The 19,149-nt window shown below is 56.2% G+C and carries 20 protein-coding genes and 2 pseudogenes; 15 read left to right on the top strand and 7 right to left on the bottom strand.

What is annotated here, in order from left to right; all coding sequences use genetic code 11:
• Window positions 1-243 precede the first annotated feature (243 nt).
• The 6 genes from ACIQYF_RS08580 (at window position 244) to ACIQYF_RS08555 (ending at window position 3,114) form a co-directional block, all read left to right on the top strand.
• The gene (locus ACIQYF_RS08580) at window positions 244-534 is read left to right on the top strand and encodes a hypothetical protein (protein ID WP_402859500.1); all 291 of its coding nucleotides are present in this window, start codon (window positions 244-246) and stop codon (window positions 532-534) included.
• On the top strand, window positions 521-709 hold the full coding sequence (locus tag ACIQYF_RS08575; protein WP_402859497.1) for a hypothetical protein: 189 nt from the start codon (window positions 521-523) through the stop codon (window positions 707-709). Before ACIQYF_RS08580 ends, ACIQYF_RS08575 begins: the two co-directional genes overlap by 14 nt.
• Window positions 706-1,329, top strand: a complete 624-nt coding sequence (locus ACIQYF_RS08570; protein ID WP_402859494.1) for a hypothetical protein — start codon at window positions 706-708, stop codon at window positions 1,327-1,329. The genes ACIQYF_RS08575 and ACIQYF_RS08570 overlap by 4 nt, the downstream gene beginning before the upstream one ends.
• A 73-nt stretch (window positions 1,330-1,402) precedes the next feature.
• Window positions 1,403-1,690, top strand: coding sequence for an HGGxSTG domain-containing protein (locus ACIQYF_RS08565; RefSeq protein WP_402859491.1), 288 nt, complete (start codon window positions 1,403-1,405; stop codon window positions 1,688-1,690).
• Between the two features lie 611 nt (window positions 1,691-2,301).
• Complete coding sequence (locus ACIQYF_RS08560) at window positions 2,302-2,718, top strand: hypothetical protein (RefSeq protein WP_402859488.1); 417 nt, start codon at window positions 2,302-2,304, stop codon at window positions 2,716-2,718.
• A 189-nt stretch (window positions 2,719-2,907) separates the two neighbouring features.
• The gene (locus ACIQYF_RS08555) at window positions 2,908-3,114 is read left to right on the top strand and encodes a hypothetical protein (protein ID WP_402859485.1); all 207 of its coding nucleotides are present in this window, start codon (window positions 2,908-2,910) and stop codon (window positions 3,112-3,114) included.
• A gap of 305 nt (window positions 3,115-3,419) precedes the next feature.
• On the opposite strand, the gene ACIQYF_RS08550 is transcribed toward ACIQYF_RS08555, so the two are convergent.
• The 4 genes and pseudogenes from ACIQYF_RS08550 to ACIQYF_RS08535 all read right to left on the bottom strand — a co-directional run.
• Window positions 3,420-3,893: a hypothetical protein gene (locus tag ACIQYF_RS08550; RefSeq protein WP_402859482.1), complete on the bottom strand. Its 474-nt coding sequence runs from the start codon at window positions 3,891-3,893 to the stop codon at window positions 3,420-3,422.
• A 122-nt stretch (window positions 3,894-4,015) separates the two neighbouring features.
• On the bottom strand, window positions 4,016-4,900 hold the full coding sequence (locus ACIQYF_RS08545) for a Dyp-type peroxidase (protein WP_402859479.1): 885 nt from the start codon (window positions 4,898-4,900) through the stop codon (window positions 4,016-4,018).
• 99 nt (window positions 4,901-4,999) lie between these two features.
• Window positions 5,000-5,431, bottom strand: a pseudogene (locus tag ACIQYF_RS08540) (methyl-accepting chemotaxis protein); the annotation flags it as partial.
• A 108-nt stretch (window positions 5,432-5,539) separates the two neighbouring features.
• Window positions 5,540-6,217 (bottom strand): annotated as a pseudogene (locus tag ACIQYF_RS08535) (PAS domain-containing protein); the annotation flags it as partial.
• A gap of 346 nt (window positions 6,218-6,563) precedes the next feature.
• On the opposite strand from ACIQYF_RS08535, the gene ACIQYF_RS08530 reads away from it, so the two are divergent.
• Complete coding sequence (locus ACIQYF_RS08530) at window positions 6,564-7,982, top strand: short-chain fatty acid transporter (protein ID WP_402859476.1); 1,419 nt, start codon at window positions 6,564-6,566, stop codon at window positions 7,980-7,982.
• Between the two features lie 85 nt (window positions 7,983-8,067).
• Here the strand turns inward: ACIQYF_RS08530 and can are convergent, their stop codons facing one another.
• Window positions 8,068-8,712: a carbonate dehydratase gene (gene can / locus ACIQYF_RS08525; RefSeq protein WP_402859473.1), complete on the bottom strand. Its 645-nt coding sequence runs from the start codon at window positions 8,710-8,712 to the stop codon at window positions 8,068-8,070.
• Between the two features lie 251 nt (window positions 8,713-8,963).
• Here can and ACIQYF_RS08520 point away from each other — a divergent pair, with 251 nt between their 5' ends.
• From ACIQYF_RS08520 to ACIQYF_RS08500, 5 genes are all read left to right on the top strand, one after another.
• Window positions 8,964-9,632, top strand: coding sequence for a DUF2491 family protein (locus ACIQYF_RS08520; RefSeq protein ID WP_402859470.1), 669 nt, complete (start codon window positions 8,964-8,966; stop codon window positions 9,630-9,632).
• A gap of 10 nt (window positions 9,633-9,642) precedes the next feature.
• Window positions 9,643-10,068 carry a DUF350 domain-containing protein gene (locus tag ACIQYF_RS08515; protein ID WP_402859467.1) on the top strand — a complete coding sequence of 142 codons (426 nt, stop codon included), beginning with the start codon at window positions 9,643-9,645 and terminating at the stop codon, window positions 10,066-10,068.
• 16 nt (window positions 10,069-10,084) lie between these two features.
• Window positions 10,085-10,789: a hypothetical protein gene (locus ACIQYF_RS08510; protein ID WP_402859464.1), complete on the top strand. Its 705-nt coding sequence runs from the start codon at window positions 10,085-10,087 to the stop codon at window positions 10,787-10,789.
• A 10-nt stretch (window positions 10,790-10,799) separates the two neighbouring features.
• Entirely contained in the window at window positions 10,800-11,957 is a 1,158-nt protein-coding gene (locus tag ACIQYF_RS08505; protein WP_402860118.1) for a glutathionylspermidine synthase family protein, read from the top strand.
• Window positions 11,958-12,090: 133 nt separating this feature from the next.
• Window positions 12,091-12,516 (top strand): serine kinase/phosphatase, encoded by a 426-nt coding sequence (locus ACIQYF_RS08500; RefSeq protein WP_402859461.1) that lies wholly within the window; start codon window positions 12,091-12,093, stop codon window positions 12,514-12,516.
• Between the two features lie 93 nt (window positions 12,517-12,609).
• On the opposite strand, the gene rimI is transcribed toward ACIQYF_RS08500, so the two are convergent.
• Both rimI and ACIQYF_RS08490 read right to left on the bottom strand, forming a co-directional pair.
• Window positions 12,610-13,062 (bottom strand): ribosomal protein S18-alanine N-acetyltransferase, encoded by a 453-nt coding sequence (gene rimI, locus ACIQYF_RS08495; protein WP_402859458.1) that lies wholly within the window; start codon window positions 13,060-13,062, stop codon window positions 12,610-12,612.
• The gene (locus ACIQYF_RS08490) at window positions 13,055-13,831 is read right to left on the bottom strand and encodes an energy transducer TonB (protein ID WP_402859455.1); all 777 of its coding nucleotides are present in this window, start codon (window positions 13,829-13,831) and stop codon (window positions 13,055-13,057) included. The genes rimI and ACIQYF_RS08490 overlap by 8 nt, the downstream gene beginning before the upstream one ends.
• A gap of 178 nt (window positions 13,832-14,009) precedes the next feature.
• On the opposite strand from ACIQYF_RS08490, the gene mksB reads away from it, so the two are divergent.
• From mksB to mksF, 3 genes are read left to right on the top strand one after another with little or no spacing between them, the layout of a single operon-like run.
• Entirely contained in the window at window positions 14,010-15,287 is a 1,278-nt protein-coding gene (gene mksB, locus ACIQYF_RS08485) for an Mks condensin complex protein MksB (RefSeq protein ID WP_402859452.1), read from the top strand.
• Window positions 15,277-15,945, top strand: coding sequence for an Mks condensin complex protein MksE (mksE, locus tag ACIQYF_RS08480; RefSeq protein WP_402859449.1), 669 nt, complete (start codon window positions 15,277-15,279; stop codon window positions 15,943-15,945). The genes mksB and mksE overlap by 11 nt, the downstream gene beginning before the upstream one ends.
• The gene (gene mksF, locus ACIQYF_RS08475) at window positions 15,942-18,782 is read left to right on the top strand and encodes an Mks condensin complex protein MksF (RefSeq protein WP_402859446.1); all 2,841 of its coding nucleotides are present in this window, start codon (window positions 15,942-15,944) and stop codon (window positions 18,780-18,782) included. The genes mksE and mksF overlap by 4 nt, the downstream gene beginning before the upstream one ends.
• Window positions 18,783-19,149: the final 367 nt, after the last annotated feature.

Genomic DNA, 19,149 nt, shown 5'->3' with positions numbered 1-19,149 from the left:
CATTGATTTTTTCACTGGGGACAGAGGGGACATCGGGGACAGCCAGGAAATACGCGGCCTGTAGCTGTCCCCACCCCCAAAACCCCAAGGGGACAGAGGGGACAAATGGAGCGCATGGATGGTTTTGTCCCCTCTGTCCCCTCACTGAAAAACACCTAGGGGACAGCTACAGCCCGCGCAGTTGGCGGTTGTCCCCTCTGCCCCCTCTGTCCCCTCGACAAATTACATATTGAGAACTGAATCATGACCAAGACCCACACCGAAAACACATCGCACCAGTCGGACAACCACGCGCCCACCCCTAAGCGCCTGGTAGTGCCGCCCCGTCACTTTGCCCCCAACCTAGTTTCAGACTTGCTCGTGGTGATGATGGCGAATGTGGAGGACGCGCTGCTGGCATCTGGCGCCACCACTGACAGCTACAACCGCCTCGACCTGCTGAAAGCCGCTACTCCGTTCGTAGTGACCATGTTCGCTGAGAGCGATACCCCGCCAGAGTTCGTCGTGGAGTGGCCGGAGCATGAGCGCACCTAATGGCAACTACACCAATGCCGCCCGTGCCACGCCTGAGTGGCGCCACGTCCGTGACCAATACACCAACCACGTTATGGCGTGCCTCGCCTGCTATGCGCCCATCGGACGCCATTGCATAGCTGGCGCTAATCTGCGCACCACCTACGACACCACGCCTATGGAGGCGCACCCATGACACCTCGCCTAATCATTCGCTTGTGCAATATCGCACTGAAGCCAGACACCAGCGCCACCACCCAGCTCACCACTACCCGGCGTATCTGTCGCGCCATTGCTCACCAGCTCGATTCTATCCACGCCGAACGGCGAGCCATGCGCCGCCAAGCGGGCAAGCTGAAAGCGTTCCTGCCATTCACCCGACAAGCGATTGCAGACCTGGAGCAGCAGGCGCTGGTCCACCGGGAAGACGCCCGCGCAGGCGCACGCAACGTACTAATAGGATTTGGCACGTCGCTAATGTTCGACAGTGAAGGGCTGGCCGATGCTTTGGGGTTCGAGCGCATGTGCGAGCTGCTGGGCGTAAACCCCACACACCGACAGCAGGCGCACACGGATGGTGACACCAGCCTGCGCGGCGTGGCCTTCATATCCCGCCTGGAGGACAGCAGCACCAGCTATGGCGATGACTGGGGCGCTGGTGGCCCACTATTCCGCGCCTGCCACGCCGCAATGATCCAGTTCATCAAGGAATGCCCCGAGTACCAGCTACCAGACCCATTCACGCCAGGTGCGCCATTCGGCCCGAAGCTGCCACCAGATTTACGGATCGTTTACCGCCCAAGGTTTCACCCGTAACCGTGGGTTTCTGATGAGGGTGACCTCGGGGCAAGCCCTCGGCCCAGTAAAAGCGCCACACTTTGGAGGGGGTATGACCAATCACCTAGACCAACTGCGCAAGCTGTGGCGGCAGTATTGGGAAAAGTCAGAAGCCACACACACTGAATGGGCTGAACATGACTACCCGTATCAGCCATCGAAGAGCACGCCGTTTCCCGATGAGTTGCGCAGCCTGACCTGTGGCGCCAAGACCCGAGCCGGAACGCTTTGCAAACGTCGGGACTTGTATATCTCTGGCCGATGTCGTCTGCATGGCGGGCCGTCTACCGGGCCGAAAAGAGCAAGCCTGGGCACAGAGCCAGCGCATGACATATCGTAACCCCATGAGAGCCTAGCAAAAGTTAACATTGAATCGGTTTCCGTCATGGTAACCACAGCGGTAACCACTAAAAGTAACCAGTCGAAAGCGGTAACCAAACGACTGTTACCAGCGCAGTTACCACCCATAACCCTGTAACACTCCACCCTGTAACAGACGGGGTAACAGCAAACGCGCTGTTTCAGGCTGGGGCTTCGTGCACCTTTTCGCGCAGTGACTGGGCACATTTTGAAATGCGTGCAAACCACCACGGCAGGTTCCAGCACAGCGATCTCGTAGTTTCTTCACGCGGTCTGGAATGTTTGAAAGCCTGATGACGGATGACACCAGCAGGTACGCACGGCATCGGTGCGCACGCTGGTACGCAGCAAAAGTACGCACCGAGGTTCGCACTTCTGGCTCGCACCCTCCTATGTGTGCTGGCGCGAGCTTGGCTATGGTTACCTTCCACTGTGGTTGACACGGTATTGCGCCTTTTACTGACCGAACGCCTGCTTGCGAAAACACTCCATGAAAGACCGCCAATACCTACTCTAACCGCTAAGAGCTATCGTGCCTTGCGCTAGACTCTAGTTATGAGCTAGACAACCAGCACGAAGGAGCGGACCGTCATGGATTTAACCTCTGAAAATTTAATGCGCCAAATGGAGATATTGGCTCAACTTGATGGTAAACCGACATATGAGTTAGCCGAATTCGGCAAAAATAACATTGATGTGATGCGCCTCTGTTGCGACGCAGAGGAATTGAACTACTGGAGCCAGGTCAAGGGTGCTCGGATTTGTGCTGCCCCGTTTTATTTTGAGCGTGTCGCCATACTCAATCGAAAAAAAAAGGACTACACCAGCGAAATCAGAGTAATAGAACGCTGGAAGGCGATTATCGGTGATTACAAGTCTCAGCCAATGGTTAGAGGTGGGCGCGCAGCTTTAGTCCACAAGGGCCCTCGATCAATTGCTATTGCTGCTCGGCTGCCTAAAGCCAAAGACCTGTTGCGCGCACAGCGAGCAAAGGAAAATGCAGCCTGAAAGAACTAGGCACTCTAAGCCTAGAGCACCATCGTCTGCACAGTTTTGTGTAGCCGGTAAATCTGACCGACCGGAGCTTGATTCAGAGTCCGGCTAGATAAGTGATGGATTGGCAATCATCAACGATAGAAACTACGGTGATGACAATTTTTTCATTTAGCAGCTATCGAGCTGCAAGGACCAGCAAGGATGAACGAAGACCAGCACCGACGCCGCATCGTATTGTGGCTAGGATCATTCCCCGTGATTGCATTCTTTGTACTTCTGATACTGGTGCTGCTGAGCGACCGTCCGCCCTTGGTAATTCCTCAGATACCTGATGACCTAAATCCGATCCATCAAGCGGATCCCCCCAAAAAAAGTGATGCATCAGACAATCGAACCAATCCCGGTTGAATCTCCATAGGGTGAACGAGCCGTTCATCCGATGGAAAAGCCTAATTCGCCCTCATTTTGTAGGTGTCTCGATCAAAGAGCGAAAACGGGTAAAAATGGCCCAGCAGCGAGCTCTGTGTATCCCCTGATGTATCCCAATAATACAAATACCAAACAAAACCCTTTAAATACAATCACTTTAAATCCAAGTTCAAATGACTGTGTAGCCACCAAACACCGGTTTCACCACATCGCAAGATGAAATGAAACCAACGAGAAAGCCCGCCTAGTGCGGGCTTTTTTGTGCCTGTCGATAATTCCCCAGATTAAAAAACTCGCACCTGTAGCCGCTGACGAATTACGCACAAGGCAATCGGGGCAACTTGCAATACGGCGCGGTTGAATGCCTCACTTTCAATCAATGCTTGTATGTGTTGTTCACCCGGTGTGATCAGCCGACTATCCATGCGCCTAATGAGCAGGTGCAACCCAATGCTCCAGTGGCCTGCCTCGCTGCCCAGACTGATGTTCATTTCCTCTTCCGGAGCAACACTGATAAATGAGTCATGCCCGGTTTTATCAGGCACAGCAGCCAACACCAGACTCTTGAGCAAGGTCTGACGGCTGACAAAAAACTCCTTAGCGTTGAATACCGCCTCGTTCATAACACTACGGCGAAGGGATACTTCTTGATAAAAGACGGAGCGCAAATAAACGAACGAGCCCGCCAAGACTGTGATGATCAAGCCATAGGCAAATAAGTGGAGAAGTTTTCGGGCGGCTTTGGGAGTCGATTTCATGCTGCCAGCCTGATGCTTAAGCATGAAAAAAATAATCAGACGATTCCTGAAATCACCAGCAGGTCGCCAGTTGTGTGAACTGGAGCAAAAAGGCGTTTTGCTCCAGGCGTCTTAGCTTGGCGTTATGCCGGGCGAAGCGCGCTCAAATCCAGATAGCCGTCTTTCAGCGGCGGGCACCAGTAGTAGCCACCGTTCAACGGGCGACTAAAGCTGTAGAGGGCGTCAACGATGCCGTCTTCCATGCCGCTCATGCGCCGCAGTTGTACTTCAAATGCATTCAGGGTGCGGCTGAAGGAAACAAACATCAGTCCCGATTTGCCGCTTTCAATCCAGGGCATGGAACGACGCACGGTAAAGGCTTCAGGCGAGAAGCTTTCTTGGGCGGTGCGTTTGACGTGAGCCGATTCCGGCGCGTCGTCGAGTTCTTCGTTGTCGCTTTTGCGGCGGCCAATCATGTTGTCTTGTTCAGCCTGCGGGCGGGCGGCAAAGCCATTGAGATCGTGTTGCCACTGCTGCACGGCAACAAAAGCGCCGCCGTCCAGGCCAGGCCCGGCGTCGGTAACGATAGCCGCGTCAACCGCCGCTTCGTCCACCGGGTTTTCGGTACCGTCTTCATAGCCGGTCAGGTCGCGGTCGGTGTTGTAGAGGAAACCTTCGGTCACTTGCCGCAGGTTGAACGCAGGCGCCAGCGCGGTCTCAATCGCTTGGCTGCGATGCAACAGTTCGCCGCGATCATCCCCCCACAACCACAGCCACAGTGCGTGTTGGGTCGACGGGTTTTCAACCACCGCATTGAGTGCCGGAAACACGCGCAGGCCCGGCACTTTTGCGCCCAAGGCCAGTACCAGCGGCGAACCCAAGCCTGCCACAACACTTTTGCCGTCTACCCACTGCGACAAGGTGTCGAGTGCAGCCGGCAGTGCTTCTACAGACTTGAGGGCGAAAAACATGTAGCGCGCCTGCGGCGGCACGGGTGTGGCGAGGATGCCAGGCTGGTAAAGACTCATAGAAACTCCTTCGGGAAAGCCGAGAGTTTACTCTTCACCAGCTACTTTTCGGATACCGAAGGTTATCTTTGTTGGCCCACGCCCTATGTGGATCAAGTCTTAGGCTGATAGCTGATTAGCAAAACGCCCCACAATATCTACCACCTTTTGCGCGCCATCCTGAATTTCGACAATCACCGTGCCGGCTTCTGCCGCCAGAGACAGGCCCTCTTCAGCTTGCCGTTTGCCGTCTGCAATCAACGCCACGGCATGGCTTGCCATGTCTTGGTTTTTACGCACCACCGAGATGATTTCTTCGGTGGCCTTGCTGGTGCGCGAAGCCAATTGGCGCACCTCATCGGCCACCACAGCAAAGCCACGCCCTTGCTCACCCGCACGGGCAGCTTCAATCGCGGCGTTAAGCGCCAGCAAGTTGGTTTGCTCGGCAATCGCGCTGATGGTTTTGACGATGCTGCCAATGACCTGCGACTGCTCATTCAGTGCTTCGATGCCATCGCCCGCTTGCTGCATGTGCTTGGCCAACTCACGCATCACATCGACCGCTTGCGTCACTACGATGGTTCCGCGTTGCGCGCTGTTGTCGGTCTGCAACGAGGTGCTGTAGGCGATCCCGGCTGCCTCGCACACGGCTTGCTCCTGCTGCACTTGCTCGGTGATGACGGTGGCGAATTTCACCACTTTATACAGGTTGTCATTGGCGTCGCGCACAGGGTTGTAGGACGCCTCAAGCCAGACTTCACGACCGTGGCTGTCGATGCGTTTAAAACGATCAGCGACAAACTCGCCTGCGTTCAAGCGCTTCCAGAAGGCTTCATATTCAGCGCTGTTCTGCTCTTGCGCGGTACAGAACATACGGTGATGCCGCCCTTGAATCTGCGCCAGCGAGTAACCCATGCCCCGCAGGAAACGATCGTTGGCAGTGAGCACTTCCCCTTTAAGGTTGAACTCGATGACAGCGGTTGAGCACATCAGCGCGTCCATCAGGTTTTCGTGGTCACGCGAGGCTTCGATGGTGCGAGTCAGGTCGCTGGAAAAAATCGAGATGCTTAAAATCTGACCGCGGGAGTTGCGCACTGGCTGCATGATTGAACGCAGCCAGGCTTCCTGCCCATTGCCACGCAGCAAACGCACGGTGCCACTGTAATGCTCGCCACGGGTCATGGCATGTTTAAAACGCAGATGGTGCTCGTCTTGCTTTAAGTGCGTCGGCACCAACTCCTCAATATGCCGCCCCAGAAGCTGGCCGCCCGAGTAGTGCATTTCGTGAGTGAAGTTGTCGTTGACCGACTCGACACGCCCATCCGGGTCCAGGCTCATGCAGAGCATTTCGCTCGCTAAGCTGTCCTTGATTTGCTGAATTGAGGACAGTTCTTCGCGAAGAGCTGACAGCTCCTGTTTCAAGCGTTTGTTAAACATGGGGAATACCAAGGGATAGGAAGAACGCGATAGGGCCATCGGCAATCATGTGATTTTCTAAAGTCGGCCAGACGAGCGGTCATAAACAGGAAAAAAGTCGTGTTGTGAGCCTGTTGCGCATAAACCTTCGGAAAATTCAGCAGATTGATTTACTGTGCCTTTTCAGTCGCTGTATTCAGTTTTTTGTGCGCAAAAGTGACTGAAGTAGACGACGCCATAATCATAAGAACATAGAGGTACTCCCCCCATGGCCGCTGAGCTTGAATCCAGCCGTTATGCCCGCTTTGCCCTACGCTGCTCCACTTTCGCTGAACGCTGGTTTCCCGACTCGTGGGTGTTTGCCGCCGTTGCGGTGATCACGGTCGCACTGGCCACCCTGTTCATGGGCGCCAAACCCACCGATGCCGCAATGGCCTTTGGCGACGGGTTTTGGAGCTTGATTCCGTTCACCATGCAAATGGCTTTTGTCGTGATTGGCGGCTACGTGGTTGCCAGTTCTCCTCCGGCCGTAAAGCTGATCGACAAGCTGGCAAAGGTTCCCAAAAACGGCCGTCAGGCTGTGTGCTGGGTGGCGCTGATTTCGATGGTCGCGTCACTGCTCAACTGGGGGCTGTCACTGGTGTTTGGCGGTCTGTTGGTGCGCGCGCTCGCCCGGCGTACTCACTTGCGCATGGACTACCGCGCAGCCGGTGCGGCGGCCTACTTGGGGCTGGGCGCGGTGTGGGCGCTGGGCTTGTCGTCATCGGCAGCGCAATTGCAGGCCAACCCGGCCAGTTTGCCCCCCTCGATTCTGGCGATTACCGGGGTGATCCCGTTCACTGAAACCATCTTTCTGTGGCAATCCGGTGTATTGCTCGCCGCGTTGGTGGTGGTTTCGTTGATCGTCGCTTATGCGACGGCTCCCGGCCCTGAATCAGCGCGTGACGCGACCGCCTGCGGGATTGACCCGAGTTTTAACACGCCAAAACTGCCGCCACGTACGCGGCCAGGTGAATGGCTGGAATACAGCCCGCTGCTGACCATCTTGCTGGTGCTGCTGGCTGCCGGATGGCTGTATCACGAGTTCTCGACCAAACCTGCGATCAGCGCCATTTCGGGGCTCAACACCTACAACTTTTTGTTCCTGATGCTCGGCGCCCTGCTGCACTGGCGCCCGCGCAGTTTTCTGAATGCCGTGGCCAGCGCCGTGCCAACCACCACCGGGGTGATGATCCAGTTCCCCCTGTATGGCTCGATTGCCGCGCTGATGACGGTGGTCAAAGGCACTGACGGAGTTACCCTGGCGCATCACATCTCGACATTTTTCGTACAGATTGCGTCTCACGACACCTATGCATTGCTAATGGGTGTGTACTCGGCGATTTTGGGCTTTTTCATTCCGTCGGGTGGTGGCAAGTGGATTATTGAAGCCCCTTACGTGATGCAAGTTGCCAATGATCTGAAATACCACTTGGGCTGGGCGGTGCAGATCTACAACGCGGCCGAGGCGTTGCCCAACCTGATCAACCCGTTCTACATGCTGCCGCTGCTGGGCGTGCTGGGGTTGAAGGCGCGAGATTTGATCGGGTTTTCGTTTGTGCAGTTGCTGGTGCACACGCCGTTGGTGTTGTTTCTGCTGTGGGCGCTGGGTACGACGTTAGTGTATGTGGCGCCGGTGATGCCGTAAGCCAGCGGGAGCGAGCGTATTTCGCAGCCTTTTGGCAAACCAAAAGATCGCTGGATAAGCTCGCTCCTACAGAGGGAGATTGGCGTTAAACCGGTTTTACCGGGCGCAAACGGTATTGCGGCGGCAATTGGTCCAGACCGCTGATGGTGGTGTCGAGGCTTTTCCAGCGGCCATCTTTAATGCCGTAGATGCAGCCGTGAACCGACAGCTTCTGGCCGCGGTGCCAGGCATTTTGCACAATGGTGGTATGCCCAACGTTGGCCACTTGTTGAATCACGTTCAACTCACACAGACGGTCAACGCGCTCTTCTTCGGTAGGCAGTTGCGCCAGCACTTCGCGGTTTTCGTAGTACAGGTCGCGAATTGAACGCAACCAGCCGTCAATCAGGCCCAGTTGCTGGTCCTGCATGGAAGCCCGCACCCCGCCGCAGCCATAGTGGCCGGTGACCAGGATGTGTTTGACCTTCAAGACGTCGACCGCGTACTGGATCACCGACAAGCAGTTCAGGTCGGTGTGCAGCACGACGTTGGCCACGTTGCGGTGCACGAACAGATCACCAGGCAGCATGCCCACGATCTCGTTGGCCGGTACGCGAGCATCCGAACAACCAATCCACAGGTATTCCGGCGTCTGCTGGCGGGCCAACTTAGCGAAGAATTCAGGATCCTCCTGCTTGATCGCATCGGCCCAGCGCTCGTTGTTATCAATCAGATCTTGTAGTTCGTTCATGCGGTAAACCTCGAGAGTTGATGCGCAAGCTTTGACTCCTGACCGCTGTTCGGGGTCACGTGCAAGCTTAGGATATGAACGTGCAGGCGTATTCAATCCTTCACCCAAAGAGAGTTTTCCCAGAACATTAATAGAATTGGATGACATACCTCCAGAAAAAACTCATGCAGAGTCCTGCCCCGAATGCCCGCTCACTCACGATCAATTCGAGCGTTGGCCTCGCGTTAATTCCGACATTCAGGACAGTGGCAATGGGTTGGGTCAAGCACATCATGGGATGGAATACGCCAAAGCCCTTCACAAAGAACGTCAGCCGATCACGTGAACCACACATGCCGTTTGGTTTGACACTGGGCAGTCACGCCAGCATCAAGGCGGCCTTGAGGCTTGAGCTTGCAGGCGAGAGCGACATCGTTGTACCTGACGACAGCCAGATCCTGGCCATCGGCACACTCGATATCGGGTCAGGTTGCCGACTTGTTCGCTGCCACCTCGACAATGAACATTATTTTATTCAGTGCCTCATGAACGGGCCGCGCGCAAGCCACATCGAGTCCTTGATCCTGTTCGGATACCACGAAGTCAAAACCCTCAGCAGCCTGCAAGAACAAGCTCGGTTGACAGGGCCGGGGGCCAAAATTGGCATGCCCTACTACGAGTTGGAACACGTTGAATATGTTCGTCAGTGGGGCACTGAGGATGGACAAACCCAGATGACGGCCCTGACTGAACATGTCATCACTGCAGAGCAGTCATACGCTATTCACCATCAATGCATGCTTTACGCCCGCAACCTGCGTCTGGCCAACCGACGCGAATTTCTGCTCTTGTCGCTTGAAACCGATGAGCCTGGAAACCTGTCACTCACGACTGCGGTCGGTGTGACGCTTCAACTCTCTGATCTCACCATTTTCCAATAAGGAAACATCAATGCTCGACGCGCTCAGGCTGTCGCTTAACGCCACGGCTGTCTTCGATTTCGTCCTGTACATCCTGGTGGCAACCTCGCTTTTTGCGCTGTTCCAGTTCGTTTACACCCGAATGACGCCCCACCAGGAATTCAAGCTTATTCGTGCCAATAACCCGGCCGCTGCCATCGCGCTCGGTGGCGCATTGATTGGCTTCGCTTTACCGGCGGGCAACATCATCGCCAATAGCGTGAGTGTGATGGACGTCGTTGTCTGGGTATTCATCGCGGCGGTGGTTCAGCTGATGGTATTCATCGCGACCAGCCTGGTGGTTAAAAACCTCGCCATGCGTATTGCCAATGGCGAATACGCTGCAGCGATCTACACCGCATCGGTCGCTGTCAGCGTCGGTTTCTTGAACGCTGCGTGCATGACCCCGTCTGCCTGAAACAGGAATACACCCGATGCGACCTCGTAGCTCATTAAAACTTATGCTGACCAGCACATTGCCACTAGCCCTTGGCGCGTGTCACCAAGCGGATACTCCTGAGCCTGCCGCCGCCACTCCCTCGGTCAACCTTTTGGTGAAAAGCACCTTCTCTAGCTTGCGCGAATGCGCGGAGTCGCCAATACCGATGGAGGTCTGTTCACTCGCCAACACCCACGCACTGTCTGAACATCGCCAGAACACTTTCCCGCCCAGCCATCAAACCGCTAGCAACCCCCACACCCGGCAAGGGGATTGCCTGGATCCCGAGCAGCAGAATCTCAATGCGCAGATGAAAGGATTTGAGCTGACCCTCTCAGGGTCTCTATCACGGTCCGAGTGGAACAAAATCCATCAGCCACTTATAGGCATAAATGCAGTGAGGACTCTAGAGGCCTTTAACAAACAAACGGAACTTGTTTTGGCTAGCCTGCTGGCCGGGGGACAAAGCACGAAGTTTTTCAGCCGGCCGGTTTACGAGGCCTGTAACAATCGCCTGACGTCTTCACGTCCAACGTTGCTGCGCAATTTTACAAATGGTTCGCTCATTAATCACTCAAGCGCCTCCCACAATCACTCAAGCGCCTCTCACGCGATCTCGCGTGGCGGCTTTGGCAATCAAGCCAAAGCCCGCAGCGGCTGGAGCAGTTCAAGCTCTAGCCGTTTCAGTTTTGGCGGATAAAGAGCACACCGTGAAAAAAATCAGAATTGAGGAACGTGCCAACTGGCAACAGAAGGTGGAAAGTGCAGGGTTCTTTTTCCACACGGTCGAGGGGGCGCGCTACTGGGATGAAAGAGGGTTTTACCAGTTCACCCATGAGCAGATCACTCAAGACATCGAGGGCCCGACTCAAGCGCTTCACGAGATGAGCATGGACTTGGTGGACAGGGTGGTCAACAGCGAGGAGTTGCTCACACGGTTGGCTATCCCTTCCCGGTTTCATGATCTGGTCTGTGATTCATGGAAAGAAAAACACGCCTCCCTCTACAGCCGATTCGACTTTATCTACGATGCAAATGGCCCGGCAAAAATGATTGAAAACAACGCCGATACGCCAACTTCGCTACTGGAGGCGGCCTCGATTCAGTTGTTATGGCTTGAAGAGTTGATACACCAAGGAACACTGCCCCCCACGGCAACGCAGTACAACACCCTCGCAGAGGACCTGGTGAGTGCGTTTGCATCCTTCGAAACGGATACACCTTTTTACTTTTCAGCCATCTCAGGCTCGATCGAAGACCGCGGCACCACCGATTTCTTGCGCAAAATGGCGAGCCTGACGGGTATAGACGCCAGGCATATCGATATTGAAGACATTGGTCTCACCGATGCAGGGCGCTTTGTTGATCTGGATGGCAATTGGATTGAACGGCTGTTCAAGCTGCACCCCTGGGAGCATATGTTCCACGAGCGCTATGGCACGGCCATCACGGGCAGTGGTACCGGATTTGTTGAGCCCGCCTGGAAAGCCATTCTGAGCAACAAAGGCATGCTGCCTTTGCTGTGGGAGTTCAATAAAGGGCATCCCAATCTGCTGCCTGCTTTTTTCGACGCAGCTGCTGAGAAGCCTGTGCCAACAGGGTGGGTGCGTAAGCCATTCTTCTCTCGCGAAGGTGCGAATATCGAGCTGCGGACTTCTGACGGAGAGCACATTGTTGAAGAAGGCCCTTACACCGAAGGGCCATCTATCCTTCAGGAATTTTCACCACTGCCCAAATTCGACGACAGCTTTACCCTGATCGGGTCGTGGGTCATTGGAGATGTGCCGTCAGGCATTGGTATTCGAGAGGACGACACTCTGATTACCAAAAACACGAGCCGGTTTGTGCCCCACGTGGTGCTCGATTGATGCGCAACGTGTAACGGCCGACCGCCGGTCGGGGCCATGTGGATCTGCGCGTAAATCCGCCGGTCTGTCGGGTGGAATCTTAATCGGTGGCTACAGTCCATCGTAATAAGCTCCCACACTATGAGGAATGACCATGACTGATTCACGTCGCCCGTATGGGGCACAAGAGCCTGCCGAGATCGACGACACCGAAGACCGCATGGGTTCTGTCGAGCCGCTTAACTTTGAAGATGATGAAACACACGAGAGTATTAGCGACCTGTTTACCGACAAGGAACGCGCACAGCACATGGCCGGTCAACCTTCACGCCGGGCTGGGCTTAGCGGTGCTGCAATGCCGGATGAAGAGCTGGATACCGGTTTCAACGATGATGACCTGGAGCAGGAGATGCTGATCCGCGAAGACGGCGCCCGTGATGCCAAAGAGGCCGCAGAGGGCAGCGATGAGGCGGCGGACTGGGATTTACGCGTAGTGGACGAAGAAGAAATCGGCGCCGGCAAAGGGCTGGATGAAGCGGAGTTGGCGGACATTGATCCGGTGGGGCGACACAAGCACTAAATTGCCTGGGAGCTGGCGAAGGCGGCGAGCTTTTGATAGTGACGCCAAAAGATCGCCGCCTGCGGCAGCTCCCACAGAGCGTTTCAAGCCGGGTTAGTCAACCAGTGTGCAGGCCATGACTACCGCGTCTTCACGCCCACCGACTGCCGGGTAGTAATCGCGGCGGCGGCCGATTTCATTGAAGCCGTAACGCTCATACAGCTTGAAGGCCGCGGTGTTGCTGTCGCGCAGTTCAAGGAAGCATTCGCGGGCTTTATGCTTGTAGGCAATGGACATCAGATGCTCAAGCAGTTTGAGCCCCAAGCCACGGCCCTGGCTTTCAGGTTTGACGGTGATGTTGAGCAGGTGCGCTTCATCCAGAATGATTTGCACCACACCGTGCCCCACTTGTTGCTCGCCTTCAAACATCAACCAGATGTGGTATTTGCCAAGACCGTCGAGAAAAATTCCGCGGGTCCACGGGTGGCTGAAGGCCGCATATTCAATTTTCAGTACCGCATCAAGGTCCGCTTCGATCATCGGGCGGAAGGTTACAGCGTCACTCATCGTTTTGTTTCCAGCGCGCCAAAAGCTTGCGCATTGCTTGCCAGACATCCGCTTTGCGGTGTGGCTCTTCCATTAAGAGTTCCAGACCCGGCAGCGCCCATGCGCAACCCAGCCCTTCGATTTCAAGTTCACGGTTGAAGGCTTCGGCGTCGGCTTCACCGGCAAAGCGCACAGCAGGCAGGCCGATCAGCCATAAACAGGCACATTCGGCTTCTTCCAGACGGGCCATGACAAACCCTTGCACAAACTCACGCGCCGCCTCCGGGCCTTGATCCACGTTGCCGCGTTTGAGCAACGGCCAGCGCACAGGCTCGCCAATGATTTGCGGGCTGTCGGGCAGGCCGGCGGCGCGCAACATATCTTTTAACAATAAATAAGCGGGGTCGCGGCTCTGGAATGCGCCGCCTGTGGGTAACTCCACCAGCACCAGGCAGCGCCCTGCGCGCAGCAATTGCAACGCAAAACGCGGGGGTGGCAGTTGCACCACTTTGGCTGGAGCAGGCGCCGATTGGGCTTCAACCACCGGTTTGCTGACAGCTCGCGCAGTGACCGATGGCCGGGGTACCTCGATCTTGGGCCGCTGGGCGGGCGTGCTCGGGGCCACCGCCACTTTGGCCGCAGGCCTAATGATTTCAGGCGCGGCAGGCGGTTCAGGGAGCACCAGCAGTTCGGGGCGCGAAGGCGCGGCAAACGGCAGCTCAGTACGCGGTAACCAGCTGACCACCTGCATGGCAGTCAAATAGGAGCGGCGGCGGGACTCGTTCAACAAGGGTCGGCCATCTGTGGATAACTAAAGAGCGGCGATTCTACCGCCCTTCTGCCCTTCCCGCCCGCAGTAGATGGCTAAACGGTTATTTGATGAACCTTGCCTCTGATCGCCAAGTAATGACTCAAACCCGTGTTGCAGTACAATCGCGACCTTTCATTGGCAATCGACCGGCCCTCCCATGATCGAACCCAAGCGCGTTTTACGTGCCCTCGCCGAACACTGGGCACTCCTTGAGCCTTTGTGTGAACACTTCGACCAAGGCACCTTGAGCCTGAGCGAGTTGCGCCTGCAATTAGCCGCCCATCAGTTGGACAGCACACCGCAAGACATCACCAACGTGCTCGACAGCTGGATCCGACTGGACATTCTGGTGCCGGTGGCCAAGAGCCCGAACCGCTTTGAACTGAATGCGCAGATTCACGACTTTCTGGCGTACTTGCGCCGTGAACACCGCCTTGGGCTGTGTCTGGAGATCGAAGCCTACCTGCGCCATCTGGAGCGGCTGGCCGGTTACATTCAAGACGCCTTTGATATTCGTGACGGCAATGACCTGGCGCGCCAGCTGCGTTTGCTCGACATGCGCGTACGCGATGTATTGAAGAAGCTGGCCAATGATGAACAGGCGCTGGTGGCTGTGGCCGAACGCGCCAAAACCAGCGACCGGCAGATTCCACTGCGCCAGCGTTACGCCGAGGTGCTGGCAACGTGGGACGAATACGTCGAACCGATGATCCAGCTGGTGAACGCCGACGGCGCCTTCGAACAAGGCGTACGTAAAGTTGAGAACGTGCTGCTGCGTATGCTCAGCGAGCAGCAACGCCTCGGCCATCTGGTGGACGATGACATGTTGCTGCGCACCCATGCGCGCATCCTCGAAATGCAAACCAGCGCACAACTGACGTTGCGTCATGCCCGAGAGTTGTTACTGCCGCTGCGTGAAGAAGCGCGCCGTCACAACGCCGTGACCCGTGGCGCGGCGCTGGCCCTGGCGGCCATCCGCCGCAAAGGCCTGGACGCGGTGCCACAAGCGGCGATGCCAATGTTCACCCGTGCGCAAAGCACTTTTTTGGGCAGTGCAAGCCAGGTCGAGGCATATGTCTACGCGCTGGCGCGCTTTGAGCCCAAGCCTGCGCGCTTCCCCAAGGCGCACAAAGTTCACCGCGGCGAAACCCCCAACGCTCCGCGCACGGTCAAGGAAATGCTCGACCGTTGCAGCGATGCGTTGCCGATGCCGGACTTGATGAACTGGCTACTGGACCAGGAGCCCAACGGCGACACCGACGAATTGCTGTACTGGTTCTCGCGTCTGTCACGCGAAAAACGCTTCGTGCGCGAACGCCTTGAGCGTCGCGATTACCACACCCACGAACATCTGGTCAGCCTGCGTTCCTTCGCCCTGCTTTCACGCAGCGATGACGCGAACGAGACTTCTGCGAGCCCTCTCCATGCATCTTGATCTTTCTGAACTGTCCCAACTGGCACCGATCTTTCGTGAGCTGTTCAAGGGTTATCACGTGAGCCGCCGCGATCCTGAACTGTACGCGCAACTGTCGAACTTCCAGGACCAATACCGCGCGCTGTTTAAGGCACTGGGTTTTGAGCTGGTGTGTGACACCCGTGGTTTTTATTATTTCGTCCCCGATACCGCCATTGCCTCCGCGCAGGTCAACAAGACCGCGCAACGTCTGGCGCTGTTCACTTTTATTATCGTAGAGCATTTGGCCGATCAGGGCCGCGACCCGATTGCTGTGCTTGATGGTGGCAGCCTGGGCCGAGATGAGTTGCCCTCGCTGCTGGAAAAATACCGCGACCTGTTTGTTCAAGCCGAAGTCACCACGCAAGACGAGCTGGAAGAAAAAATCATGCGCCGCATGACCCAGCTCGGGTTTGCCAGCGAAGACAACGGCATCTACCGTTTTCTGCCGCCGATGCACCGCTTCCTCGATGTGTGCCTGTCGGTGCAGCAGGACCGTGATCTGGCTGCCAGTCTGCACAGCATCTTGCCGCTGCCAACGCCGGTGCTGATCGACGATGAAGCCGAGGTTGAGCAAGAAGACGAAGAAGCGTCACTGGCTCGCGCCATTGCCGCCGAGCAACAGGAGGTGGACGCATGAGCCAGGAACGCTACGGAATTCGCCGCTTTGCCCTGCTGAACACCGCCGGTTACAGCCTGGGATTGTTCCCGCTGGAACATCCGCTGTCGGTGTACGGGGCCAACAACCTCGGCAAGTCAGCGTCGATCAACGCCTTGCAGTTCCCGATTCTGGCGCGCATGTCAGACATGAGCTTCGGCAAATACACCCTCGAACAATCGCGCCGCTTCTACTTTGCTTCTGATACCAGTTACATCCTCGTCGAAGTGTCGCTGCCCCACGGACCGCATGTTATTGGCGTGGTCGGACGCGGCCCTGGCGGCGGTTTCGGTCACCAGTTTTTCGCCTACGCAGGCAAGCTCGACCTGGCCCATTATCAGAAAGAAGACACTTGCCTGCGGCAAAAAGAGCTGTTCAGCAACCTTGAGCGTAACGGTCTGAAAGCCTACGAACTCAAGCCCGATGAACTGCGGCGCTTGTTGGTCGGTGGGCACACGTCGATCCCGCTGGACCTGACCCTGATTCCGCTGCGCTCTACCAGCGAGCAGAGCCTGAAAACGTTCCGCGCCCTGTTTATCAACTTGCTGCACATGCGCGAAATTACCGCGGCCAAGCTCAAGCAGTTGTTTCTCGATGCGTTTGAACACAGCCTGCGTTCGGGCAGCGTGGACTACATCGCCGCCTGCGAAGAAGCCTTCCGCGATGTACGACGCATGGAGCTGGACTACAACGCACTGGTCGGCGCCGGCCCGTTGGTCGAAGCACTGGCCGCCGGGGTTCGCCAGCGTGATCTGTTGCGCGGCAAGCTGCATCGCCTCTCGCCGCTGCTCGACTCGTTGCTGGGCACGTGGCAGGACTACGCCGGGGCACGCAAGCAAGAGTTGCTGATTCAGTCCGAGCATTACCGTAACGAACAAGACGCCCTGCAAAACGATCAGCGCAGCAGCACGCAAGAATTGATGCGTCTGGAGCGCGAAATCAGCGGTATTCAGCGTTGGCTGGGTGAGCTCTCGGTGCTCAAGCATCGCTTTGCGTTGGTGGATGACGTGAAGGTGCTGGAGCAGCAATTACTGGCAGCCAAAGATGCACACGACGAACTGGCCGGTGCCTTGGCGCAGTCGCGACAATTCAGTGCAGAGGATCTGGATGAGCGTTTGCGCGATCTGGAAAAACGCCTGAAGTCGGTCAAGCAGCAACTCGATCATGCCGATAACAACAGCTACGCCCGTCTGCGCGAAGAATTTTCACAGCAGGACGTGGAACGCCTGATGCGGCTGTTCAACAGCGCATTGTTCAGTCTGCCGCTGGGAGAGCAAGGCATTGCACTCGATGACGGCGACGCGTGGGTCAAATCCCTGGAATTGATCCTTGATGGCTTCAAGGGCGAGCGCTTTGAAGCGCCCGGCCTGTCCATCGACCTCAGCCACATTGAGCCGCCAGCCCTGCAAGCGCTGGCTGACCGCGCCGCATTGCGCGACCAGAAAGAACGTCTGGAAAAAGAACTCAAGCAACTGAAAACCCAACAAGCTGTCACCTCGGACCGCGCTGCGAGCAAGAACGAAGCCGAGTCGCTGTATCAACACGTGCTGGACGCGCAAAAGGCGCTGGAAGATTTTCGTCGCGCCCAGACCTTGAGCGCCGAAGAAGGCGAAAAACTCGAGCAACTGGCTCAGGCCGAAGGCGCGCAGGATGAGTTGAAACGCTCCAGCGATGCTTTCACTGAGCGCGTGCAGCAACTGTCCGCCAAGTTGCAGTTGGTGGCTCGCCAGATGGGTGATATGGAAGCCAAGCAACGCACGCTGGATGACAGCCTGCGTCGGCGCCAATTGTTGCCTGCTGACCTGCCGTTCGGTACGCCGTTCATGGACCCGGTCGATGATTCGATGGACAACCTGTTGCCGTTGCTCAACGACTATCAGGACAGTTGGCAAAGCTTGTTGCGCAGCGACGGTCAGATCGAAGCCTTGTACGCACAGGTGCGCTTGAAAGGCGTGGCCAAGTTCGACAGCGAGGACGACATGGAGCGCCGCCTGCAACTGTTGATCAATGCTTATGCGCACCGCAGCGAAGAAGCGCTGACTCTGGGCAAGGCGCGACGCGCCGCGGTCACTGATATCGCCCGCACCTTGCGTAATATTCGCAGTGACTACGACAGCCTTGAGCATCAACTGGCGCTGTTCAACCGTGAGATCAACAAGCGTCAGGTGTCCAACCTGCAGAGCTTTCGTATTGTGCTGGCGCCGAACAAAGAGGCGCTCAAGCATATTGACCAGATTATCCACAGTGCCGGTCAGTACGAAGAAGGCGAAACGTTGTCGGTGTTCGACCTCAGCCAAAGCGCTGAACAGGACAACAAGAACGAAGAAGCCAAGGAGTACCTGGCTCGTCTGGTAGCGGCCAACCATAACCAGTTGGGGCTCAAGGATTTGTTTGAGCTGGCGTTTGAGATTACCAAGGTCAATGGCCAGCCGGTGATTCATACCGACATCGACGGCGCAGCGTCCAACGGGACAACGATGACCATCAAGGCGCTCACCAACATGTATTTGTTACTGCACTTGATGGACCGTGATCAGGCCGGGCGCATTCGCTTGCCGTATTACCTGGATGAGGCGGCGGACATTGATGAGAAGAACCAAACCGCTCTGCTGGAAACCAGTTTGCAACTGGGCTTTGTGCCAATCCTGGCGAGTGTGAAGCCGCAGGTGTGTGCCCATGTGGCCATCGACCTTGAAGGCGGCAGCGGTCCAAATGGCATCTACATTGATGAAGACGACTGGAAGTACATTCGTCGTCATGACGAGGTGAAACCTGACGCCGCGACGCCGGCACCATTGCCCGAACTGGACAACGCTTAAAGGTCTGAGACGCCTCAACTGCCGCGATCATTGATCGCGGCTTTTTTTTGCGTTGTCTGTGTAGGCCACCACGCATGCCAAGGCACTATGTGGGTCGAGCTCATTTAGCTCATATAACCCAAAGTGAAAAACTAATTTTAATATTTCGGAAAATTCCTACCTACATTTACAGCGGCAAGCAGCAAACTTCTAGAGCTTATAGCATTGAGACCAGCGGTTAATATTTAACCCTCAATATATCGACCTCGCTGCCGTTAAAGAAATTAGTAGCCATTCAATAAAAACTGCCAAGCGGCAAAAAAAACAACAGCTCACCTCTTACGCCCAAGGAGAAAGATCAGCCCCCTAGACCTACAAAACATTCCCT

The organism is Pseudomonas sp. NPDC096917, from assembly GCF_044762555.1.
Classification (GTDB): domain Bacteria; phylum Pseudomonadota; class Gammaproteobacteria; order Pseudomonadales; family Pseudomonadaceae; genus Aquipseudomonas.
Note: the sequence above shows the minus strand (reverse complement) of the source record. Positions and strands in the feature narration are given on the sequence as shown.